This is a genomic window from Polaromonas aquatica (assembly GCF_050626995.1).
In the GTDB taxonomy this organism is placed as follows: domain Bacteria; phylum Pseudomonadota; class Gammaproteobacteria; order Burkholderiales; family Burkholderiaceae_C; genus Polaromonas; species Polaromonas aquatica_A.
Window position 1 is genome coordinate 3,837,537 of record NZ_CP192467.1, and the last position, 20,832, is coordinate 3,858,368.

Annotated in this window: 26 protein-coding genes; 18 read left to right on the forward strand and 8 right to left on the reverse strand. The window is 62.3% G+C overall.

The window, feature by feature from the left end:
* The first annotated feature begins 6 nt into the window (after positions 1-6).
* Positions 7-1,167: a PQQ-dependent sugar dehydrogenase gene (locus tag ACQ4MS_RS18315; RefSeq protein WP_431096043.1), complete on the forward strand. Its 1,161-nt coding sequence runs from the start codon at positions 7-9 to the stop codon at positions 1,165-1,167.
* Between the two features lie 21 nt (positions 1,168-1,188).
* On the opposite strand, the gene ACQ4MS_RS18320 is transcribed toward ACQ4MS_RS18315, so the two are convergent.
* The 3 genes from ACQ4MS_RS18320 to ACQ4MS_RS18330 form a co-directional block, all read right to left on the reverse strand.
* On the reverse strand, positions 1,189-1,665 hold the full coding sequence (locus tag ACQ4MS_RS18320; protein ID WP_431096044.1) for a RidA family protein: 477 nt from the start codon (positions 1,663-1,665) through the stop codon (positions 1,189-1,191).
* A 49-nt stretch (positions 1,666-1,714) separates the two neighbouring features.
* On the reverse strand, positions 1,715-2,362 hold the full coding sequence (locus ACQ4MS_RS18325; protein WP_431096045.1) for a LysE family translocator: 648 nt from the start codon (positions 2,360-2,362) through the stop codon (positions 1,715-1,717).
* An 81-nt stretch (positions 2,363-2,443) separates the two neighbouring features.
* Positions 2,444-2,800 (reverse strand): hypothetical protein, encoded by a 357-nt coding sequence (locus ACQ4MS_RS18330; RefSeq protein WP_431096046.1) that lies wholly within the window; start codon positions 2,798-2,800, stop codon positions 2,444-2,446.
* Between the two features lie 197 nt (positions 2,801-2,997).
* On the opposite strand from ACQ4MS_RS18330, the gene ACQ4MS_RS18335 reads away from it, so the two are divergent.
* Positions 2,998-4,470, forward strand: a complete 1,473-nt coding sequence (locus ACQ4MS_RS18335) for a PLP-dependent aminotransferase family protein (RefSeq protein ID WP_431096047.1) — start codon at positions 2,998-3,000, stop codon at positions 4,468-4,470.
* A gap of 90 nt (positions 4,471-4,560) precedes the next feature.
* Here ACQ4MS_RS18335 and ACQ4MS_RS18340 read toward each other — a convergent pair whose 3' ends face one another.
* Positions 4,561-5,211: a LysE family transporter gene (locus ACQ4MS_RS18340; protein WP_431096048.1), complete on the reverse strand. Its 651-nt coding sequence runs from the start codon at positions 5,209-5,211 to the stop codon at positions 4,561-4,563.
* Between the two features lie 121 nt (positions 5,212-5,332).
* Between ACQ4MS_RS18340 and ACQ4MS_RS18345 the strand changes: the two genes are divergently transcribed.
* From ACQ4MS_RS18345 to ACQ4MS_RS18360, 4 genes are read left to right on the forward strand one after another with little or no spacing between them, the layout of a single operon-like run.
* The gene (locus ACQ4MS_RS18345; protein ID WP_431096049.1) at positions 5,333-6,139 is read left to right on the forward strand and encodes an MlaE family ABC transporter permease; all 807 of its coding nucleotides are present in this window, start codon (positions 5,333-5,335) and stop codon (positions 6,137-6,139) included.
* A gap of 40 nt (positions 6,140-6,179) precedes the next feature.
* On the forward strand, positions 6,180-7,205 hold the full coding sequence (locus tag ACQ4MS_RS18350; RefSeq protein WP_431096050.1) for an MlaD family protein: 1,026 nt from the start codon (positions 6,180-6,182) through the stop codon (positions 7,203-7,205).
* Complete coding sequence (locus tag ACQ4MS_RS18355; RefSeq protein ID WP_431096051.1) at positions 7,202-7,882, forward strand: hypothetical protein; 681 nt, start codon at positions 7,202-7,204, stop codon at positions 7,880-7,882. Before ACQ4MS_RS18350 ends, ACQ4MS_RS18355 begins: the two co-directional genes overlap by 4 nt.
* A gap of 32 nt (positions 7,883-7,914) precedes the next feature.
* Positions 7,915-8,220 carry a hypothetical protein gene (locus tag ACQ4MS_RS18360; protein ID WP_431096052.1) on the forward strand — a complete coding sequence of 102 codons (306 nt, stop codon included), beginning with the start codon at positions 7,915-7,917 and terminating at the stop codon, positions 8,218-8,220.
* Between the two features lie 21 nt (positions 8,221-8,241).
* On the opposite strand, the gene ACQ4MS_RS18365 is transcribed toward ACQ4MS_RS18360, so the two are convergent.
* A complete protein-coding gene (locus tag ACQ4MS_RS18365) occupies positions 8,242-8,481 on the reverse strand; it encodes a hypothetical protein (RefSeq protein WP_431096053.1) in 240 nt (79 codons plus the stop codon).
* Between the two features lie 226 nt (positions 8,482-8,707).
* On the opposite strand from ACQ4MS_RS18365, the gene ACQ4MS_RS18370 reads away from it, so the two are divergent.
* Both ACQ4MS_RS18370 and ACQ4MS_RS18375 read left to right on the forward strand, forming a co-directional pair.
* Positions 8,708-9,148 carry a nuclear transport factor 2 family protein gene (locus ACQ4MS_RS18370; protein WP_431096054.1) on the forward strand — a complete coding sequence of 147 codons (441 nt, stop codon included), beginning with the start codon at positions 8,708-8,710 and terminating at the stop codon, positions 9,146-9,148.
* A gap of 23 nt (positions 9,149-9,171) precedes the next feature.
* Positions 9,172-9,657: a MerR family transcriptional regulator gene (locus ACQ4MS_RS18375; RefSeq protein WP_431096055.1), complete on the forward strand. Its 486-nt coding sequence runs from the start codon at positions 9,172-9,174 to the stop codon at positions 9,655-9,657.
* Here ACQ4MS_RS18375 and ACQ4MS_RS18380 read toward each other — a convergent pair.
* Positions 9,654-10,238, reverse strand: coding sequence for a TetR/AcrR family transcriptional regulator (locus tag ACQ4MS_RS18380; RefSeq protein WP_431096056.1), 585 nt, complete (start codon positions 10,236-10,238; stop codon positions 9,654-9,656). The two genes, ACQ4MS_RS18375 and ACQ4MS_RS18380, sit on opposite strands and share 4 nt — an antisense overlap.
* Before the next feature lie 126 nt (positions 10,239-10,364).
* Between ACQ4MS_RS18380 and ACQ4MS_RS18385 the strand changes: the two genes are divergently transcribed.
* The 5 genes from ACQ4MS_RS18385 (at position 10,365) to ACQ4MS_RS18405 (ending at position 14,596) form a co-directional block, all read left to right on the forward strand.
* Entirely contained in the window at positions 10,365-10,832 is a 468-nt protein-coding gene (locus ACQ4MS_RS18385) for a DUF1348 family protein (RefSeq protein ID WP_431096057.1), read from the forward strand.
* A gap of 130 nt (positions 10,833-10,962) precedes the next feature.
* Positions 10,963-11,481 (forward strand): hypothetical protein, encoded by a 519-nt coding sequence (locus ACQ4MS_RS18390; RefSeq protein WP_431096058.1) that lies wholly within the window; start codon positions 10,963-10,965, stop codon positions 11,479-11,481.
* On the forward strand, positions 11,478-12,734 hold the full coding sequence (locus ACQ4MS_RS18395) for an Hsp70 family protein (RefSeq protein WP_431096059.1): 1,257 nt from the start codon (positions 11,478-11,480) through the stop codon (positions 12,732-12,734). Before ACQ4MS_RS18390 ends, ACQ4MS_RS18395 begins: the two co-directional genes overlap by 4 nt.
* 156 nt (positions 12,735-12,890) lie before the next feature.
* On the forward strand, positions 12,891-13,226 hold the full coding sequence (locus tag ACQ4MS_RS18400) for a helix-turn-helix domain-containing protein (RefSeq protein WP_431096060.1): 336 nt from the start codon (positions 12,891-12,893) through the stop codon (positions 13,224-13,226).
* Positions 13,227-13,243: 17 nt separating this feature from the next.
* Positions 13,244-14,596, forward strand: a complete 1,353-nt coding sequence (locus ACQ4MS_RS18405) for a type II toxin-antitoxin system HipA family toxin (protein WP_431096061.1) — start codon at positions 13,244-13,246, stop codon at positions 14,594-14,596.
* 11 nt (positions 14,597-14,607) lie between these two features.
* Here the strand turns inward: ACQ4MS_RS18405 and ACQ4MS_RS18410 are convergent, their stop codons facing one another.
* Entirely contained in the window at positions 14,608-15,375 is a 768-nt protein-coding gene (locus tag ACQ4MS_RS18410) for a glutathione peroxidase (RefSeq protein WP_431096062.1), read from the reverse strand.
* Between the two features lie 276 nt (positions 15,376-15,651).
* On the opposite strand from ACQ4MS_RS18410, the gene ACQ4MS_RS18415 reads away from it, so the two are divergent.
* From ACQ4MS_RS18415 to ACQ4MS_RS18425, 3 genes are all read left to right on the forward strand, one after another.
* Positions 15,652-16,413 (forward strand): DNA-formamidopyrimidine glycosylase family protein, encoded by a 762-nt coding sequence (locus tag ACQ4MS_RS18415; protein WP_431096063.1) that lies wholly within the window; start codon positions 15,652-15,654, stop codon positions 16,411-16,413.
* Positions 16,414-16,500: 87 nt separating this feature from the next.
* Positions 16,501-16,956 (forward strand): DUF2721 domain-containing protein, encoded by a 456-nt coding sequence (locus ACQ4MS_RS18420; RefSeq protein ID WP_431096064.1) that lies wholly within the window; start codon positions 16,501-16,503, stop codon positions 16,954-16,956.
* Between the two features lie 399 nt (positions 16,957-17,355).
* Entirely contained in the window at positions 17,356-17,916 is a 561-nt protein-coding gene (locus tag ACQ4MS_RS18425) for a hypothetical protein (protein ID WP_431096065.1), read from the forward strand.
* Here the strand turns inward: ACQ4MS_RS18425 and ACQ4MS_RS18430 are convergent.
* Positions 17,913-18,890 (reverse strand): LysR family transcriptional regulator, encoded by a 978-nt coding sequence (locus ACQ4MS_RS18430; RefSeq protein WP_431099618.1) that lies wholly within the window; start codon positions 18,888-18,890, stop codon positions 17,913-17,915. The two genes, ACQ4MS_RS18425 and ACQ4MS_RS18430, sit on opposite strands and share 4 nt — an antisense overlap.
* Positions 18,891-19,011: 121 nt before the next feature.
* On the opposite strand from ACQ4MS_RS18430, the gene ACQ4MS_RS18435 reads away from it, so the two are divergent.
* Together ACQ4MS_RS18435 and ACQ4MS_RS18440 are read left to right on the forward strand one after the other, a co-directional pair.
* Positions 19,012-20,439: an acyclic terpene utilization AtuA family protein gene (locus tag ACQ4MS_RS18435; protein WP_431099619.1), complete on the forward strand. Its 1,428-nt coding sequence runs from the start codon at positions 19,012-19,014 to the stop codon at positions 20,437-20,439.
* Entirely contained in the window at positions 20,436-20,807 is a 372-nt protein-coding gene (locus ACQ4MS_RS18440) for an AtuA-related protein (RefSeq protein ID WP_431096066.1), read from the forward strand. The genes ACQ4MS_RS18435 and ACQ4MS_RS18440 overlap by 4 nt, the downstream gene beginning before the upstream one ends.
* Positions 20,808-20,832 lie beyond the last annotated feature (25 nt).

Here is a 20,832-nt window from a genome sequence, read left to right on the forward strand (position 1 = left end):
CGAAATATGAGTTCTAGCCAATATAAATGGGCCCAAGCAGCTATATTTTTTATAGCAATTAATGCGCTCTTCCAGCCTGCCCACGCCCAAAGCATTCGCTCTGAAACGGTGGCTACGGGATTGGAAAACCCCTGGGGCGTGGCCTTTTTACCGGGTGAGCGTTTTCTGGTCACGGAGCGCGCCGGCCGCCTGCGAGTCGTTGCGCCAGGCGGCAAGCTGGGCGCGCCGGTCATTGGCTTGCCGGAAATCGCCGCGGGAGGACAGGGCGGCTTGCTGGACGTGCTGGCAGACAGCGACTTTGCCCGCAACCGGACGCTCTACTTCTGCTTTTCTGAACCAGCCGCCGCCGGCAGTGGCAACAGCACGGCGCTGGCGCGCGCCACCCTGAGCGCCGACGACACCCGGCTGGAAAACCTCAAGATCATCTTCAGCCAGAAGCCCAAGGTAGCCAGTTCCTCCCATTTCGGTTGCCGCATTGTGGAAAGCCGCGCTGCAGCGAACGGCGCACCCGATGGCAAGCTCTTTCTCACGCTGGGGGACCGCTTCAGCCGTAAGGAAGATGCACAGAAGCTCGACAACCACCACGGCAAGATTGTCCGCATCAACAAGGACGGCTCGGTTCCCCCGGACAACCCCTTTGCCGGCAAAGCGGGGGCATTGCCTGAAATCTGGAGCTACGGCCATCGCAATGCACAGGGCGCCGCGCTCGCGCCCGACGGCACCTTGTGGATGCATGAGCACGGACCGCAGGGTGGTGATGAAATCAACATTCCAAAGGCCGGCGCCAATTACGGCTGGCCGGTCATTACCTACGGTGAAAACTACGGCGGCGGAAAAATCGGCGAAGGCCTGACGGAAAAAGCCGGCCTGCAGCAGCCGCTGCATTACTGGGTTCCATCCATCGCGCCTTCCGGCATGGTTTTCCTGACCAGCGAGCGCTACGGCAAGTCCTGGCGCGGCAACCTGTTTGTGGGTTCGCTCAAATTCGGCTACCTGGGCCGGATCGAACTGGCGTCGCCGTTCTCGGGCAAGGTGGTGCGTGAAAGCAAGCTGCTGTCTGAAGCGGGGGAGCGCATCCGCGATGTGCGCCAGGGGCCGGACGGGCTGCTTTATGTGCTGACTGACAGCAGCAATGGCAAGCTGATACGGCTGCTGCCTGGCGGTTGACGGTAAAGCCGGTTTGCGAGCCTAGCCAGCTACCGCAATGAGATCGATCTCGACCGAGGCACTCTTGGGCAGCTGAACAACCCCGACCGATGTGCGGGTGTGGGCGCCGGCCGGGCCGAGAACCGCATACAGCACCTCAGACGCAGCGTCGGCGACTTCGCTTTGCTGTGTGAAATCCTGCGCCGACTGCACAAACACCGTGATGCGCAAAATGTGCTTCACACGGTCCAGGCTGCCAAGGCTTTGCTTCAGCAGCGCCAGCGCACGCATGACGCAGATTTTTGCCGCCAGCTGGGCCTGCTGGACCGACGTTTCCGATCCCACGCGGCCAGTGACGACCACCGTATTGCCGACTCGCGGGATCTGCCCGCTGACAAAAACCTGGTCGCCGTGCTGCACGACAGGCACGTAATTGCCGCCAATCTTGATCTCACCGTCGAAGCTGTAGCCGAGCTCGGCCTGTATTGCGGCAAACCGGGTGCTGCGTGAATCTTCCATGGGACGGGAATTCCTGTTTATATAGTGGGATGAACTTGCTGCGGATATTTCAGGCAGGGCTCTTCAGCCGCAGCAGGCTCAAGCCCAGCAGGCCAAACGCACCGCCGCAGAGGCGATTGAAAAGCCGGGTTCGGCGGGGTGTGCCAAACCAGCGGTGGGTATGTTTGGCCAGCAGCACGTAGGCGAAGTGCGAAACCAGCACGCACGCGGCGAAGGCGCTGGTGAGCGCCAGGAACTGCGGCAGCATAGGCGCCTCCGGATGGAGAAACTGGGGGAATAGCGCAGTGAAGAACAGGATGCTCTTGGGATTGGTCAGCGCTACCAGCAGGCCTTGCCGGAACAGCGCGGCATTGCTTTTTCCAGGGGAAGTCCCGGCCGGTGTCCCGTCGGACAGGGGCGTGTCGAACATCGAGGTCTTGCTGGTCCACTGCCGCCAGCCCAGGTACACCAGGTAGACAGCGCCCACGGTCTTGAGCACCGCGAACAACCAGGCCGAGGTATGCAGCAAGGTGCCCAGTCCCGCCATGGCTGCGGCGGAAACGGCGAACACGCCCAGCACATTGCCGCTGGAACTCCACATCGTCTTGCGCGGGCCCCAGGCGACCGCGTTGGAAACGGCCAGCAAGATGCCCGGCCCCGGGCTGAGCGCAGTGACAAGCGAAATGGTGAGGAAGAGCAGCCAGGCTGAAGTGGTCATGGTGGTGAGCGCGATTGAAAAATGAAATCAAGTGAAGTGAAGTGAAGGGCGTTGCGGTGGCGGCTAGATAGCCTAGATAGCCTAGATAGCCTCGACGCGGCCCAGCCAGGCGCGCACGCCCCGTGTCATTCCTGAAAAGTACCTCAAAAGCACGTTTCCCGTCCGGCCCGGGGCTTTTGCCCAAGCCGTATCCAGCACGCATGCCGCGCCGCCGTGCTGGGCGGTCACCGTGATCCAGCCCGACTGGACGACGGTATGTGACTGCCCCGGCTCCAGCGCCGTGCTGGCACGAAACACCTGCTCGCCAAGCCAGCGCGGCGTGCCGGTCACCAGTAGCGTGCCCGATGTGCTGATCAGGGCGCTGCCGGCTTTGGTGTGAAAAAACAGGGACTCGCCGGCGTCCAGCTGAAGGTGGCGGGGGGCAAAGTGTTCTTTCATGGGGGCTCCATTCATGGGTTGGTGAATTGGAAAATGGGAAAAGGAAGCACCAAGGTTAAAGAGACCGGCATGGTCCCGACAGAGCCAGGCAAGTCCTTTCTGTATCGGTACAGATGCCTGTTTGTTCATCTGTTATGGTCTGTTTTTGGCCCATCTGTGGCTGTGACCCGCCTTCCCCTTCACGGATCATTCGGCTTATGGACTTGCAACCCTTGCCCTCCCTTTCGCAACCGCTTTATCTACAGCTCTCCAGCCATTACCGCCAGGCGATCCAGTCAGGCGTTTTGCTGCCGGGCCAGCGCATGCCGTCCGTCAGGGCGCTGACGCGGCTGCACCAGGTCAGCCTGTCGACGGCGGTGGAGGCCTGCCACAGGCTGGAAGACGAAGGCCTGCTGGAGGCGCGGCCGCGCTCGGGCTACTTTGTGCTCAAGCGGCGGCGGGTCGACATTCAGCCGCCCAGCGAGCCGGAATGCGGCCACCGGCTGGATCCGGCGCAGTACGTCGGCATCCATGACCGGGTGTCCGACTTCGTCGCCAAATGTGATGTCTATCCGCTGGTCACCAACCTGGCAGGCACCTACGGCTCGCCCGAGATGTACCCGGCCGAAGCCCTGAAAAACGCCGCCACGCGGGCGCTGCGCAAGCACCCACAGCTGCTGGTGAACCCGCCGGACTTCCTCAACGACTCGCCGCTCAATGCCGTGCTGGCCAAGCGCGCGCTGGAGGCCGGCATGCGCTTGTCGCCGGAAGACATCCTGGTCACGCACGGTTGCATTGAATCGTTGAATGTGGCTTTACGCGCCGTGGCGCAGCCGGGCGATACCGTTGCCGTCGAGTCGCCGACCTACCACGGGCTGCTGCAGATCCTGGAAAGCCTGGGCCTGCGCGCGCTGGAGATTCCCACCAGCCCGAAGCTGGGGATTTCCGTCGAAGCGCTGGACCTGGCTTTCCAGACCCACGACCGCATACGCGCCGTGGTGGTGATTCCTAATTTTCATAATCCGCTGGGCAGTGTGATGCCCGACACAGAAAAGGAAAAGCTCGTCGCCCTGTGCGAGCGCCAGCAGGTGGCGCTGATCGAAGACGACACTTACGGCGCGCTCGGCCCCGACGACATTCCGCTGAAGGCTGCCAAGGCCTGGGACCGCAGTGGTTCGGTGATTTATTGTGCGTCGCTGCGCAAGACCCTGTCGCCCGGGCTGCGCCTGGGCTGGGTGGCCGGCGGGCGCTGGCAGGCGCGCATCAAAATGCTCAAGTACGCGCAAAGCCGCGCCAACGACATGCTGGGTCAGCTCGCCGTGGCCGAGTTCATGGCTTCCAGCGCCTATGACCGCCACCTGGCCCGGCTGCGCCGCATGCTCAATGTGCAGCGCGAGCAGATGGCCGAAGCGATTGCGGCGCACTTTCCGGAGGGAACGCGGCTATCGGTGCCTCATGGCAGCATGATGCTCTGGGTGGAGTTGCCGGCAGGGACCTCCGCACAGGCGGTATTCGACACCGCCATCCGGCAGGGCATACGGGTGGCGCCGGGGTCGATGTTTTCCAACTCCAGCCGCTTTGATCACTTCCTGCGCATCAGCTGCGGCTCACCGTTTTCCAGCCAGACGGATGACGCACTGCGCAAGCTGGCAGGCATCGTGTCTGAGCAGGCGCCTGGCCGGCCGGTCTGAGGTTTTTGTGACTGATTTTTGAATGCTTCAGGGCTCCAGCCCTTTACTTATATGCACGAGAAGCTATTATTTTGATAGCATCCTACGCTTCTAATGGACCGCAGCATGGCCGCGTTTGACGAAGAACAGGCCCGCACCCACTGCCATCAGCATGCCGCCGAACAGCCGGTTCTGCAGCTGCACCGCACGCGCGTTCTTGAACAATTTTTGCAGGCGGCTGGCGGCAAAGGCATAGCCGTGCATCACCACGGTGTCGACCGCCACGGTCGTGAGCGCCATCACCAGCAACTGCGGCCACAGTGGCCGCGCAGGACTGATGAACTGCGGCAGCACCGCCACCATGAAGAGGATGCCTTTGGGATTGGTCACGTTGGTCAGCAGTCCGGTCAGGAAGCGCTTGCGCGCTGAAATGCTGCCCGCATCGGCCGCCGCGCCGGTGCCTTGCGCCGCGACGCCGATGGGCGAGCGCCATTGCGACCAGCCGATATAGATCAGGTAAAGCGCGCCCAGGATTTTCACGATGCTGAAGGCCAGCTCGGACGCCACCAGCAGTGAACCCACACCGGCCCCGGCCACCAGCAAGATCACGACCAGTCCGATCTGCAGGCCTGCAATGGTGGCGCGCGTGCGCTGCATGCCGTAGCTCAGGCCATGGCTCATGGCCAGCACCGCGCCCGAGCCGGGTGAAATCGCGATCAGGATGGAAGCAAGGAAATAAGCGGTCCAGGTGTCAAGGGCCATGGTTGAGCAGTGATGAATGAAGAAAGAAGGGTGGCGGTGATCGCGGGTCGGAGCCTGCTACGCCGGGCAAAACGCCTGCCATCCTACAGCGACAGCAATAGCCCGCGGGTATCATGGCCCAATGGCTTCAACGGCATCAATCTGGCAAGGCCGCCTCTCGCAAACAGGCCGCACCGCCCAGCACTGGCTGATCGAGTGGTGGCGCCTGGTGAATCTGGGCGCGATCATCCTGGTGCTGACCCTTTCGCCTTCCAGCTACAGCCCGCAAAGCCGCACAGTGCTGGCGCGTCACATCTACATCAACACGGCGCCAATCCTGCTGGGCTTTACCCTGCTGTGCGCGCTGGTCACCGTGGTGCTCACGCGCATCGTGCTGGTGACTGCGCTGAGCTATGGTTTGTCGCAGTACGCATTGCAGGTCGTGATCCGCGTGCTGGTGCTTGAACTTATTCCGCTGACGGCGGCGCTTTTTGTGGCGCTGCGCTGCACCATCCCCGACGGCGCCGAACTCACCGCCATGCAGGCCAGCGGTCAACTTGACGAGATGCGCCAGCGCGGCATCGAGCCGGTGCGGCGCGAAGTGCTGCCGCGCGTGGTGGCTGGCATGTTCTCCGGCATCACGCTGGCGGCGCTCAGCTGCGTGGTGGCGCTGGTGGTGGCCTATATGGCGACATATGGCTTTTCCCTGTCGGGCGTGGCGGCCTACACCCGGCTTTTCGGCCAGGTGTTCAGCCCTTCCGTCACGCTGATCTTTGTGCTCAAAACCCTGTTCTTTTGCCTCGCCGTGTCGCTGATTCCCATGGCCTCGGCGCTTTACGGCATGGGCGAAGCCAGTGTGCGCACCAGCGCGGAAATGCGCGGCCTGGTACGCATGTTCGCCGTGATTTTGCTGATTGAAGTGGCTTCGCTGGTCGGCAACTACTATTGACCGCCTCAACAAAATACCAAAAACAATACCAAAACAAACCATGAGTGCACCCCACGACCCTTCATCCCCGGACCACGGCAGGCCGGACCCGCTGCAGCCGGCGCGCGAGGCGGAGTCTTCGCCGGCGGAAATCGCCAGCCTGGAGTTCAAGGCCCGGCTCCTGCTGCTCTTCATGCTGCTGCTGGTGTGTGGCTCGGCGCTGTATGTGATGTATGCGCGCGGCGCGTTCGAGTCCACCCAGCGCCTGGTGCTGATTGCCGACGATTCCGAGGGTGTTGTGGTCGGCATGGACCTGACGTTTTCAGGTTTTCCGATAGGCCGCGTCAAGCGTATCGAGCTGGCCAATGACGGCAAGGCCCGCATTCTGGTTGATGTGGCCGCCAAGGATGCCCACTGGCTGCGCACCAGCAGCGTCTTCACACTGGTGCGGGGCCTGGTCGGCGGCACCAACATCCGCGCCTACACCGGCTTGCTGAACGACCCGCCGCTGCCCGACGGCGCTGAGCGCACCGTGCTGCTGGGCGACGCAGCAGGCGAAGTGCCCAAGGTCATTGCCGCCGCCAAGGACCTGATCGAAAACCTCAACACGCTCACCGGCAGCGGCGGCGCGGTTGGCGCGAGCCTGGCCAATCTGCAGACGCTGACTGAGCGGCTTAACGGCCCGGGCGGCGCGCTCACGGTGCTGCTGGGCAGTGAAGCCGAAGCCAAAAAATTCGCCGCCACGTTGGAGCGCACCAACTCGCTGCTCACCAAACTCGACGGGCTGGCCGCCAAGACCGATACCCAGGTCTTTGGCGACACAGGCCTGATGCCCGAGACGCGTGCGACGGTGGTTCAGCTCAACGCCATGCTGGGCGAGGCGCGCACGAGCCTCAAGAAAGTGGATGCGCTGCTGCAGGACGCCCAGTCCGTCACGCGCAACGCCAAGGATGCCACTGACGACCTGGGCGCGCTGCGTGCCGATGTGGAAGCCAGCCTGCGCAAGGTCGAAGGCCTCATCAACGAGATCAGCCGCAAATGGCCTTTTGCCAAAGACGCACGCGATGCGGAGATGAAGCTGCCATGAAGACTACCTTTGCCTATGCTGCCGCGCTGGCTTCGGCCTTGTTGCTGGCCGCCTGTGCCGGCGGCCCGCAGCCGCCGGACTGGCAGCTCGAAGCCAAAGGCTCGATGGATCGTTCTGTGGCCGCCTACATGGAAGGCAACAGCCGCGTCGAGATGGCTGAGCTCGGGCGTGCCCGCGTGCAGCTCACACGCTCTGGCCGGGCCGACCTGCTGGCGACCGCCGAGCTGCTGCACTGCGCCACCCGAATTGCCAGCCTGGTGCTCGATGAGCCCTGTACCGGCTTTGAGAAATTGCGTGAAGACGCCACCGACGCCCAGCGCGCCTACGCTGATTACCTGAAGGGTCAGATACAGCCGCAGGGCATCGCGCTATTGCCCGAAGCGCAGCGCCGCGCCGCGGCTGGCGACGCTGCTGCTGTCGCTGGCATTGCCGATCCTTTGTCGAAACTGGTGGCTGCTGGCGTGATGCTGCAAGCCGGCAACGCCAGCCCGGCGGTGATCACCCAGGCCATCGATACGGCGTCGGCACAAGGCTGGCGCCGGCCGTTGCTCGCCTGGCTGGGTGTGCAGCTGCGCCGGGCAGAGCAGGCCGGCGACGCGCAGGAAGTGGCAAAGCTGCGGCGCCGCATCGAACTGACGCAAGGCATGCCTGCACCGGCAAAGCCGCAAACGCCCTGATCCTTGTCCCGTTTGCCTTGAGAGAAATAACCGTGAGCTACCGCCTCAGGCTTTACGCCTATGAAGACGCCTCTGCAGAAGAGTTGCAAGCCGCCGAGCAACGCTTCAGGACGGCGCTGGAGACCGAACTGGGCGACGAGAGCCTGGTCTGGCCGGTTTACGCGGCCTACATGAAACTGGTCGTGACATACGGCGAATCGCCGGCCGAAGATGTCCTGTCAAGCGACGAGCTGGAAATCTTCAACCAGTGGCAGGCGGCCGAGCTGGCTGCCGTGACGGCCGCGCTCGGACCCAACCGCTACATGGGCGATGCGCAGTTCGAAATCCGTCCCGCCTGAGCGGCAACGGACCTGAAGCATTCAGGGCGAGCGGCTCAGCCGCGGCGAGGCCAGCGCCTGCAACTGGTCGGCAATCGCAATGTCGACAGGCTTGAGCTGTTTGAGAAGCTGCGCTTTTTCCAGCGCGGCGCGCAATTGCTGCAAGTCCTTGCTGCTGGTGGTCGCCTTGATCTGCGCCAGCGCTGCCGGTGTGTTGCCGGTTTTCAGCACCGCCAGCATTTTGCTGACCCATTCACTCGTTGCAGGCTTTTTGGGGTTCATGCGCTATTGTAGGTTTGCTATCAAAAACATAGCTGCTAGCGCCCATTTTTATTGGGCTGATGATCAATTTCATCATGAATTTTCGACTGTTTTGCCCGCGGGGACTTGACCTTGAGTGCACTCAAGGCTTTCCAATTCCTTCAGGGCTGCGCAATGCTGCCGGCCTTTATCCCCGCTTCGTACCCGCTTCGCAGACCCTGCGGAAGAGCCTTCAAGGAGTTTCATGATGAGCGCAACATTCCCCACCGACGTCACCGCCGCCAACCGCCAGCGCATGCAGCACATCATGGCTGAGCTGGACAAAGGCAATGGAAAACCGTTTGTAGAGGCCATGGCCGATGATTTTTGCTGGACCATCCCTGGGGACACGCCATGGTCGCGCACGTACAGCGGCAAGCAGGCAGTCATCAGCGAACTGCTGCGTCCCCTTTATGCGCAGTTCGCCACCCCCTACATCAGCACCACGCGCCGCATCATGGCCGACGGCGACAGGGTTGTCGTGGAGTTTGATGGGCGGGTCACAACCAAAGCCGGCAAGGCCTACAACAACCGCTACTGCTATGTCTTTCGCATGGAGGGCGGGCAGATGAAGGAGCTGATGGAGTACCTGGACACCGCGCTGGTGATCGCGGCGCTGGAGGCTCCTTCGGCGCCGCTTGCAGCCTGAGCCGCAACTTCATACAGTCATGCATGGCTGAAAACTTCCTGATCGGGCAACTCGCGGCGCGCACGGGGCGCAGTGTGCACACCATTCGCTGGTATGAGGCGCAGGGGCTGATTCCCGGCGTGGCACGCGACAGCGGCCGCCGCCGCGTTTACGGCGAGCTGCATATCAGCTGGCTGGATTTAATGGACCGCTTGCGCCGCACCGGCATGTCGATTGCCGAAATGCGTGAGTACACCGAACTCGTCAAACAGGGCAGCGGTACGCTGGGCAAACGCCAGGCGCTGCTGTCGGCGCACCGCGAGCAGGTCAAGAACATGATTGCCGAGTGGCAGCAAGCGCTGGCACTGCTCAACAGCAAGATAGATTTTTACGACGAGTGGGTCACGTCAGGCAAACGCCCGGCAGTGAAAGCTGTGCAAGCCGTGAAAGCTGTGAACACAATTGCGCGCCCCGGCGGCGCACCCCCACCGCGCCCCGGCAAAAAGCCCGGGTTGCCTGCCAAGACTTAAGGCGTCCTTGGCGCCTTCGGTGTCTTTGGCTCCTCCAGCGCATCCAGCAGAAGCCTGAGCCCGGCCAAGGCGGCTTCGCTGCCTTCCATTTGCGCCCGCACGATCGCGCCGTCTACCGCCACCGCTGCTGCACTGGCAATAGCCTGCTGGCGCGCGCCCGCCGGCAACAAACCGGCAATCACCTGTTGCATGTCCTGCTTGTGGCCTTGCACCATCCCGGCCACACCCGGCAGTGCAGTGCCCACCTCGGCCATGGCGTTGATGAAGGCGCAACCTCGAAACAGCGGGTCGGCAAACCATTCGCCCAGCGCAGGCACCAACGGCGCCAGGCCGCCGCCCGCCACTGCGCCATTGCGCCCCAGCGCGTCGACAAACCACGCCATCCATCGTTCATGGCGGTAGTCGAGGAAGGTGCGGATCAACTCGTCCTTGCTGGGAAAGCAGCGGTAGAAAGTCAGTTTGGCCACGCCTGACTCGGCAATGATGCGGTCGATACCAGTGGCGCGCAGGCCGTCACGATAGAAAAGGTCGTGCGCGGTGAGCAGGATGCGTTCGCGCGGGGAGGGGGCTGCAAGGTCCATGGGGTGCAATTTTAGAGTGTCGTAGACAGATCTGTCTACTTGTGCCAGAATTTCGGCATGTAGACGGACTTGTCTACCGGGCTTCAGTCCACCTTTAATCCCCCTCACCTGTTCAAAGGACACCTCATGGAAACCCGGCCACCCCTTCCGCCTTTCACCCATGAAACCGCCGTGCAGAAAGTCCGTGCCGCCGAAGACGGCTGGAATACGCGTGAACCCCAGCGTGTTTCGATGGCCTACACCCCGCAAAGCAAATGGCGCAACCGCGCCGAGTTCGTCATGGGGCGCGAGGAAATCGCCGGGCTGCTGTCGCGCAAGTGGGTGCGCGAGCTCGACTACCGCCTCATCAAGGAGCTCTGGGCTTTTGGCGGCAACCGCATTGCCGTACGTTTTGCCTACGAGTGGCATGACGATGCGGGCAACTGGTTCCGCTCTTATGGCAATGAAAACTGGGAGTTCGACGAGAACGGCCTCATGGCCGTGCGTCACGCCAGCATCAATGACTTGCCCATCAAGGCCGCCGACCGCAAGTTCCACTGGCCGCTGGGGCGCCGCCCTGATGATCACCCCAGCCTCAGCGACCTTGGGCTGTGAGCGGTTCGGGGGAGGGTTGTAAAATCCGCTCCCCCTGCGCGCCGTGTTGTTTGATGTTGTCTGAAGGCGGTGCGTGACCTGAATTTGCCCCCGGCCGCCGCCGGGGCGCCCCCACCCGAGTGACCGCGTTTTGACTGACTCCCGTACCCCGCCGGCCGGCCTGGCCGAAGAATCCCACAACGACACGCCCATCCAGGAACCCAGGCTTTGGTGCGGTGACGGCTGGACGGCCAAGGTCATCAAAAACGAAGACGACGATGGCTGGGCTGTCGCGATGATCAAGGACGGCGAGCCCGAGCCTGCGCTGGTAGGTCCCTGGACCATGGGGCGCGACAAGAAAAATCCCAAGCCGCTGGATGGCCCGGCCTTCAGCACGCTGGTCAAAACCGCCTCCGAGTTTGTGCGCAGGCATGAGCAGCAGCTGCATGCCACGCTGCACCAAAGCATCACTGTGACGGCCAATGCCGGACGCGTCACGGTGTCGCTCGATATTGTTCCGGACGAAGACAACCCGCACGGCCTGCTCAGCGCCAGTGACGAGACCGGCGAACAACTGGCGCAGGTGCGCGTGGCGCCTTCCTTCAAGCTCAACCGCGCCAGCGCCGTGGCCTGGGCCGACAACGGCTTCGCCAAGCCGGCAGGGCGGTGAAGGCACCCCGCGCCTGCGGGATCGACTTCGGCACTTCCAATTCCACGGCAGGCTGGAGTCGGCCGGGGCTTCCGGTATTGCTGCCTCTTGAGGGGGATAAAACCACGCTGCCCTCGGTGGTGTTTTTTCATGCCGAGGACGAGCACGTCAGTTATGGCCGGGCGGCGCTGGCCGACTACCTGGCGGGCTATGAAGGGCGGCTGATGCGCTCGCTCAAAAGCCTGTTGGGCACGTCCATGATCGACGACCACACCGAAGTCGCCGGCCGCGCGCTTCCTTTTCGCGATCTATTGGCACAATTCATCGGCGAGCTCAAGCGCCGAGCTGAGAAAGCCGCTGACCAGCCGTTCAGCCAGGCCGTGTTGGGCCGTCCCGTGTTTTTTGTCGACGACGACGCTGCGGCTGACAGGAGAGCTGAGAACACCCTGGCCGAGATCGCCCATGCGGTCGGCCTCAAAGACATTGCCTTCCAGTATGAGCCGATTGCGGCGGCGTTTGACTACGAGTCACAGATCACCCGCGAAGAACTCGTGCTGGTGGTGGACATCGGGGGCGGCACCTCGGACTTCGCGCTGGTGCGCCTTTCGCCCGAACGGGCGCGCAAGGCCGACCGGCGCGATGATATTTTGGCCAGCGGCGGCGTGCATATTGGCGGCACGGACTTTGATAAATACCTGAGCCTGGCCAGCGTGATGCCGACGCTGGGCTTGGGCAGCCTGCTTCAAAGCGGGTTGCAGGTGCCTTCGGCCCAGTATTTCAACCTGGCGACCTGGCACACCATCAACCAGGCCTACAGCCGCAAGTCGTGGTCGCAGATCAGCGAGATCCGGCGCGATGCGGCTGACAAATACAAACTGGACCGCCTGCAGAACCTGGTGCGCGAACGGGCAGGGCACTGGCTGGCGATGCAGGTCGAGGCGGCCAAGATCGCTTTGTCCGGGACGTCCGAAACCGCCATGGATCTCGGTCGCATTGCTCCCGGCGAGACGCTCACCTTGCACCGGCCCGATTTCGACAACGCCATCAGCGAACTCGTGGACACGGTAGCGCGCACTGTGATGGCGCTGCTCCAGGAGGCCGGCATCAAGGTCGGTGACCTTGACACTGTCTTTTTCACCGGCGGCTCCAGCGGTGTGCCTTTGCTGCGTGAGCAGATTTCAGCGCTATTGCCGCAGGCACGCAGTGTGGAAGGCGACCGTTTCGGCAGCATTGGCGCCGGGCTGGCGCTGGATGCTGCCCGCAAGTTTGGCTAGGGAAACTCTACGGTGGGATCACCTTTGCAGGTTCAGGTCGATTATTTTTCGATATTTAACTATCGTTTTTATTTGAATAGATAGTTTTCTATTTCATTTAATTGTATAAATGGATAAAATACTATCGTTTCTTAAGAAAACGATACTTTTCCATCTATGAAAACATTGTCTGAAGTTGCGGCACGCCTGGAAGGTGAGCGCCAGCGCCAAGGGCTGGATTACCAGGCCATTGCCGAAAGTACGGGCCTGACGCCTTTGTCGGTGCGCAGCGCGCTGCAGGGCAAGACGGCGCCGCGCATCACCACGCTGATGGCTATTGCCGACCAGCTCGGACTGGAAGTGCTGCTGCTGCCCAAGGTGGTGGCTGCTGGGCTGCAAGCGCAAGCCGCCGAAAGTCCAGCGCCGGCGTTGTCGCGGGTAGACCGAATTGTTGCCCAGACTTCGGCGCTCTCGGCAGCAGCATCGGGTGGAAAACCCCCCAGGGCCGGCTAGGCGCGTGAGGGTTCAATATGAACGTCCTCGCACTTGACATCCATATCGGCTCCCAGCGCGCCGGCCTGTTGTTCCAGTACGGCACTGGCAGCACCGCGCTCACACGTTTCATTCCCGACGAAGCTTTCTGGTCCAGCCCGGATTCACCTGTTTTCTCCTGGGCCGCCACTGACGACGACCCGCAGCGCCGGGAGGTTTTCTGGCGCAGTTATGTGAACACACCGTTCTTCAATGCCGAAGGCGGGCGCCTGCCGGCGTTCTTCCAGAACCTGCTGCCGGAAGGGCCGCTGCGCCGCCACCTGGAGCAGCTGCGCGGCTGCGGGCCGAACGATCATTTCGACATGCTGGCCGCCTGCGGTACAGATTTGCCGGGCAATGTGTATGCCTATCCCGCGCACCTTGGTTCCGATGCGCTGGCCGGGGTGGTGACGCAGCACAACGATGCGCTGGAGATGTCGGTCACGGCCGATCCCTTGCCCGACGCGACATCGCTGTCAGGCGTGCAGCCCAAGCTGGCGCTGGTGCAGCAACCGGGCCGCTATGTGGCGCGCACCCGGGATGCGCAGGGCACCCACATCATTGCCAAGCTGCCCACGGCTGAATTTTCCCTGCTGCCTGAAGTGGAAGAACTTTCCCTGCGGCTGGCGCGGACTGCCGGCGTGAATGTCTGTGAGGCATGGCTGGCGCCCATGGACGAGATCGTCGCAGAGCAGCCCTTTGTGCTCGGTGAAAGCCGGCATTTCCTGGCCGTCAAACGATTTGACCGCGGGCCTGAAGGACACATTCATTGCGAAGACTTTGCGCAGATCCTGCGCATCCAGCCGGAAGAAAAATACACCCATCCCGCAGCGACCTACGCCGCCATGGCCCGGACCTTGCGCGAAGGCATGAGCCTGGACGTGCGCGCAGGTGAGGGCGCCGCAGAAGAACTGATCCGCCGCGTGATGGTCAATGAAATGCTGGGCAACTATGACGCGCACGTCAAAAACTTCGGGGTGGTGTATCCGGACGGTCGCACGCCAGAGCTATCGCCAGCTTACGACGTGGTGGCCTACGCGGCCTACCTGGGTGGGCGCGGCCATGCGCTGCGCTTTGTGCCTGGCGGTGAAAAACAGGCCCGGCTGGGCGCCAAGACCCTGCGCAGCTTTTGCAACGCTACAGGGATGTTTGAAACGCGCGTACGGGGTGTGCTGAATGAGGCAGTGGGCCTGGCGTGCGAGTCATGGCCGCGGATGATTGCCGAAAGCCGCCTGCTCGAGCGGCAAAAGCAGAACCTGCTCAAGCACTTTGATGCCTGCGAAGCGGTGGTCAGCTGGCGCGCCCGGCGCAGGGGAAAAAGCGCTGCTGCCCGGCCAGGGCCCGCAACGTAGTGTTAACAGGCCTAGCTGAGAAACTGTCGCGGTTGCGGGTCTGGCTGGGACTCTTTGAGCCAGGCTTGCAGGTCTTCCGATCCGCCGATTTTTTTACCGCCTGCAAACACTTGCGGCGCCGTTCCTGCACCTGACACTGCCTGCAGCGTGCTGGTGGTGATGCCCCGGCCCAGGGTGATCTCCTCGTAGCTGAGGCCGGCTTCATCCAGCATGGCCTTGGCCCTGGCGCAAAACGGACAGCCGGGCTTGGTGAAGATGGTGACGGGTTCCGGCGCTACTGCATCGGGTGCGATGTACTTGAGCATGGTGTCGGCGTCCGACACCTCAAATGGGTCGCCTTCCTTTTCAGGCTCAATGAACATCTTTTCGATCACCCCATCCCGCACCAGCATGGAGTAACGCCAGGAGCGCTTGCCGAAGCCGAGATCGCTCTTGTCGACCAGCATGCCCATGCCTCGTGTGAAGTCGCCATTGCCGTCCGGGATCAGCGTGATGTTGCCGCACTCCTGCGCCTTGCCCCATTCGTCCATCACAAAAGCATCGTTGACTGAAATGCAGATCACGTCGTCAATGCCGTTGGCCTTGAAGGTGTTGGCTAGCGCGTTGAAGCGCGGCAAATGGGTGGAAGAGCAGGTGGGCGTATAGGCGCCGGGCAATGAGAACACCACGACGTTCTTCCCTGCAAACAGGTCCTTGGTATTCACATCGACCCAGTGGTCGTTCTGGCGTGTCTTGAAGGTGACGTCAGGGACGCGCTGTCCCTCGTTGTTAGGAAGCATGGGAATCCTTTGATTGGAAAATGGTTCTGCGCAGTGCTGCGATGACAGTCACCGAGGGCGGATTGCGGTGTGCGCGGCCGGCGCTTTGAGATTCATTGTGGAAGCGACGACATGCCGCAAGCTGTCGGACAGCGATGACATTGCTGTAGGGCAATCCCACGTGCAGGCGTGCCGGCACCGTCAGGTGCAGCCGGTTTTGGCCCACATCGACCGGCGTGGCGCCCACACAAAATTCCAAGACCGCCTGCCGTGTTCAGGCGGAAGAGAAGCTCTTTTATGCCCGAAGGACCGTCGATCCAGATACTCAGGGAGGAGGCTTCCCGCTTTGCCGGCAGGACTGTGCTGCGCGCGAGCGGCAACAGCAGCATTGACATCGCGCGCCTGGCGGGCCAGCGCATCGTGGCGGTACGCAGCTGGGGCAAGCACTTCCTGCTTGAGTTCAGGGGCTTTTCCGTTCGCATCCATTTGCTGATGTTTGGTACTTACCGGATCAATGAAGGCAAGGACGGCGCTGTCCCGCGGCTCAGCCTGGGATTCGCCGGTGGCGAAGAGCTGAACTTCTACACCTGCTCGGTGCGTTTCGTGGAAGGGCCGCTGGACGCTTCGTACGACTGGAGCGCAGACGTCTTGTCTGACGCGTGGAATCCTGTGGCGGCCCGCAAAAAGTTGCGCGCCATGCCGGACACTCTCGTGTGCGATGCATTGCTGGATCAGATGGTTTTCTCCGGTGTTGGAAACATCATCAAGAACGAGGTGCTGTTCCGCATCCGTGTGCACCCGCTGTCGACCGTGGGCGCCTTGCCTGCGCCCAAGCTGCGGGCCCTGGTCGAACAGGCACGGCAGTACAGCTTTGATTTCCTGGAATGGAAAAAGGCCTTTGTGCTCAGGCAGCATTGGCTGGCACACACCAAAAAGACGTGCCCGCGCTGCGCCATTCCTTTCATCAAGGCCTATCTCGGTAAAACGAACCGCCGCAGTTTTTTCTGCGAGAACTGCCAGTTGCGCTACGACGAACCGTTCAAACTGCGCCAGCCTTGAAAGGCCTGCGCGGCCATGCCTGGCAAAGGCCCGGGCATGGCGTGACAAAATGCAGGCCATCTCAACCTGCAGCTGGAGACGATCCGCATGAACTTTGCACCCGACCTTGCGACCGTCACCCATGGCATCCAGCTGGCGGTAGCGCCGGTGTTTTTGCTCACCGCCGTGTCGGGCATGATCGCAGCCGTCGCCGGGCGACTGGCCCGAATCATTGACCGCGCGCGCTTCCTTGAGAACCGGCTGGAAACTGGTGGTGTGGAAGAAGCGCGTGCCCACCGCATGTATGCCGAACTTCGCGAACTGCGCCAACGCGGCTGGCTGGTCAACATCTGCATCGCATTGCTGACGTTTTGCGCCATCCTCATCGGCACCACCATCATCCTGCTCTTCCTGGGCGAAACCAGCGATTTGCCGATTTTGCGCATCGCCACCATCTGCTTTCTGTCGGGTGTGGTGTGTTTTCTTCTCGCGCTGATCTGCTTCCTCGCTGAAACGCTGCTGGCGACACGCCTGCTCAAATTTGCCGAGCCTCAACAAAAGTAGCGACGGTTTGAGCTCGTATGCCTTGAAGCTTTAAATGCCCATAGGCCAAATGGAATGGGCGCAAACAGCTATCAAAAATGTAGCAACAAGATTCCCCGATGCGACAGCGTTGGTTGTCATGCGTGTGGATGCTAAAGGTTGGCGTCAAACACCTGCGCCTCAAAATGCGTGACAAGGCATGACATTGAAACAGCTTGTTTCCTTACATTTGCACACCAGGTTTGCCGCCACAATGGCCCAGCTTGCGAAGCACGGGCCCGAATGTGTCGATGCACCGAAAAGATCCATGCGGCAGATACAAGTCCTGTCAACGATAGCCGCAGGTTGCCGTTGAAGAAGGGCGCTGCACTTGCTGCCTGTGCTGGCGAGCCCTGAACTGAAACTTACCGGAGAACCACGATGACAACAAATACCCAGAAAACAGGTTTGCGCCTGTCCAGCCGCAGCCTGGCCCTGTTAATGGCCGGCGCACTGATGTGCTCTGCGAGCTTTGCCGAAAAACCTGAATGGGCCGGCGGCGGCAAGAACAAGGATAAAGGCGGCAAACACGCGCAGGTAGAGCAGTCAGACCTTGGCGATCACGGCGACAAAAAAGACAAAAAAGCAAAGAAAGCCAAAGGCAAGAAACACGAAGACGTCAAGGTTGGCGGCTATTTTGTTCCCGAGCAGCGTGTGGTGCTTCAGGACTATTACGGCAAGCAATTCAAGTCCGGCCATTGCCCTCCTGGCCTGGCCAAGAAGAACAACGGGTGCATGCCTCCGGGCCAGGCCAAAAAATACGCCGTCGGACAACCGCTGCCTGCGGATGTGGTGTATTACCCGGTGCCATCATCGGTGGTGGTGCGGCTTGGCCCACCGCCCTCGGGCCACAAGTATGTGCGCGTTGCCACCGACATCCTGCTGATTGCCCTGGGCACCAGCATGGTGGTGGATGCCGTCCAGGACCTGGGCTCGCTCTAACGTTGTGGGCCCAAGGGCTCCTGGCGCTTCCCGGGTTTGCGGCGCTTTGGCTGCAGCCCGGATTGCCCGGTTTTCATGCGGTCCATGACCAGGTCATGCAATGCCTGTGCAGCCACGGACAGGCTGCCTTCCTGCCGGCGCACCGCATAAATCTTTCGTGAAAGGCTGGCGATGGCCAGCGGTCGCGTCACCAGGTTGTCCCGCTCAAAGTGAAAAAGCGTCAGCGCCGGCACCACGCTGATGCCAATGCCTGCTTCGACCATCCCGGTCACTGTCGCCAGCTGATCCACTTCCAGCACCGTATGGGTTTGGAGCGGGTGCAGCGCAGCGTCGAGTGCCTGGCGCACGCTGCTGTTGCGCGACATGTGGATAAACGGATACGCCGCCAATTTTTTCAGCGTCAGCACTTTCTCTGCGGCCAGCGGATGGTCCTTGCGGCAGACCAGGTGAAAACGGTCTGTGCACAGCAACTGCGTGGTCAGTCCCGCTTGCGTGGCGCCTGTCGAGGCGAGCGCGAAGTCGGCCTTGCCGCTGCGCACCAGTTCAATACAGGCGTCCGATAACAAATCGCTGAGGTTCAGGTCGATGCCGGGCCAGGCTTGCCTGAACTCCGCAAAGACGGCAGGCAACCAGCCCGCCGCGAGCGAGGGCAGGGCGGCAACATGCACCCGCCCCTTGCGGCGCTCGACGTGATCGCCCAACTCCCTGACCGCGGCGCTGAAGTCACCCAGCAACTGCCGTGCCGGCGTTTCAAACAACCGTCCCTCCGCTGTCAACTGCACACTGCGCGTGTCACGGTCAAACAGCCGGGTATTGAGCTCAGCCTCCAGTGCCTGGATCAGCGCGCTGAAGGCCGGCTGCGACAGGTGGCTGGCGGCAGCGGCCCGGGTGAAGCTGCCCAGCTCGACCAGCGCCAGGAAAGCCCGCAATTGGCGCGTCGACAGGTTGGGGCTGCGTGCAGGCGGGCGGGGCATATTTTTGGCGATGGTAGTGGAGGCCGCCATTAATCTGATTTTCAAGTCAATCAATAGGAATTTTGCATTTTACAAATAAAAGGCAAGGGCTTAAATTTGTGGCATCCAATGCTTGGCCATGATGATCCCTACCGCTGTTACTGCCACGGCTGCTGCCACTGACACCGTCAAACCGCCTGCCAGTCTTCTGATCGGCTGCGCGGCCGGATTCTCGGGTGACCGTGTGGATGCGGCCGGCCCCGTGGTGGACACGCTGATCGCCCGGGGCGGACCGGCCTTCCTGATCTTCGAGACGCTGGCCGAACGCACGCTGGCGCTGGCGCAGCTTCGCCGCCGCGCCAACCCTCACGCGGGCTTCGAGCCGCTGCTGGACGACATGCTGCGACCGGTGCTGGCGCGCTGCCTGCAGCATCACATCCGCATCGTCAGCAACTTCGGTGCGGCCAACCCGACGGGCGCGGCGCGGCATATCCAGGCCATGGCCCGCGAGCTGGGTTTGCCCGAACCCCGTATTGCCGTGATCGAGGGTGACGATCTTTCAGGTGAACCGCACCGTGAACTTCTGCGCACCCAGCTGGGCAGCGCGATGGACGGCATTCGCATGGTCAGCGCCAATGCCTACATTGGCGCTGAAGCCATTGCAGCCGCGCTGGACGCCGGCGCGCAAATCGTGGTGGCTGGGCGCGTGGCCGATCCGTCGCTGGCTGTCGGGCCCGCGATGTCGCACTTCGGCTGGCGTGCCGACGACTGGGACCGGCTGGCGCGCGCCACCATGGCCGGCCATTTGCTGGAATGCGGCGCGCAAGTCTGCGGCGGCTATTTTGCGGACCCGGGCTACAAGGATGTTCCCGACCTGCACGCCGTCGGCTACCCGATTGCCGAAATCAGCGCTGACGGCAACTGCATCATCGGCAAGGCCGCCGGCACCGGCGGGCTGGTGAACCTTGCCAGCGTCAAGGAGCAATTGCTGTACGAGGTGCATGACCCGGCCGCTTACCTCACGCCCGATGTGGTGGCGGACATCAGCACTGCGCAGCTTGAACAACTTGGACCCAACCGTGTGGCGCTGGGCGGGGTGTGCGGCCATGCCCGGCCACCCAGCCTGAAGGTCAATCTCTGTCACGAGGGCGGCTGGCTTGTCGAGGGTGAAATTTCCTACGCCGGCCCGCGCGCGGAGGCCCGCGCCCGCCTGGCCGCGGATGTGCTGCGCCGGCGCCTGCCGGCCCTGGTGCTGCGGGTAGACCTGATCGGTGCGCTCAGCGTCATGGGCGACGACGCCGGCAGCCTGCTGGCTGCAAGCCCTGCCGGCGATGTGCGCGACGTACGCCTGCGCGTGGCGGCCACGCATACCGACCGCGCCGAAGCCGAGCGGCTGGCGCGCGAGGTCACCGCGTTGTACTGCTGCGGCCCGGCCGGCGGCGGCGGGGTACGCACGGCACTGACACCAAGACTCAATACCTTGTCTTGCCTGGTGCCGCGCGAAGCTGTGAAGGCATCGTTCAGGATGCTCGATGCCGCCGTACCCAATACCGTAGCGGAGGCCGCATGAGTCAGGCCATGATCACGGTGCCGCTGTACCGCGCCGCGCACGGCCGGACGGGCGACAAGGGCAACCGGTCCAACATCAGCGTCATTGCCTGGCACGCGGCGCTATATCCCGTTCTTCTGGAGCAGCTGAGCGAAGCCGCTGTGGCGCGCCACTTCGCCCACCGCAAGCCTGCCCGTGTGCAGCGGTTTGAGCTGCCCCTGCTGGGCGCAATGAACTTTGTGCTCGACGACGTGCTGGATGGTGGTGTGAACGACGCGCTCAATCTCGACACGCACGGCAAGTCGCTTTCTTTCTGGCTGCTGGATTTACCTATCGAGGTTCCTGCGGCGCTGGCGGGCCTGCTCGCCGGGAGGGAGCCAACTTTTTAAGGGAAACGGCATTTATCAAAATATC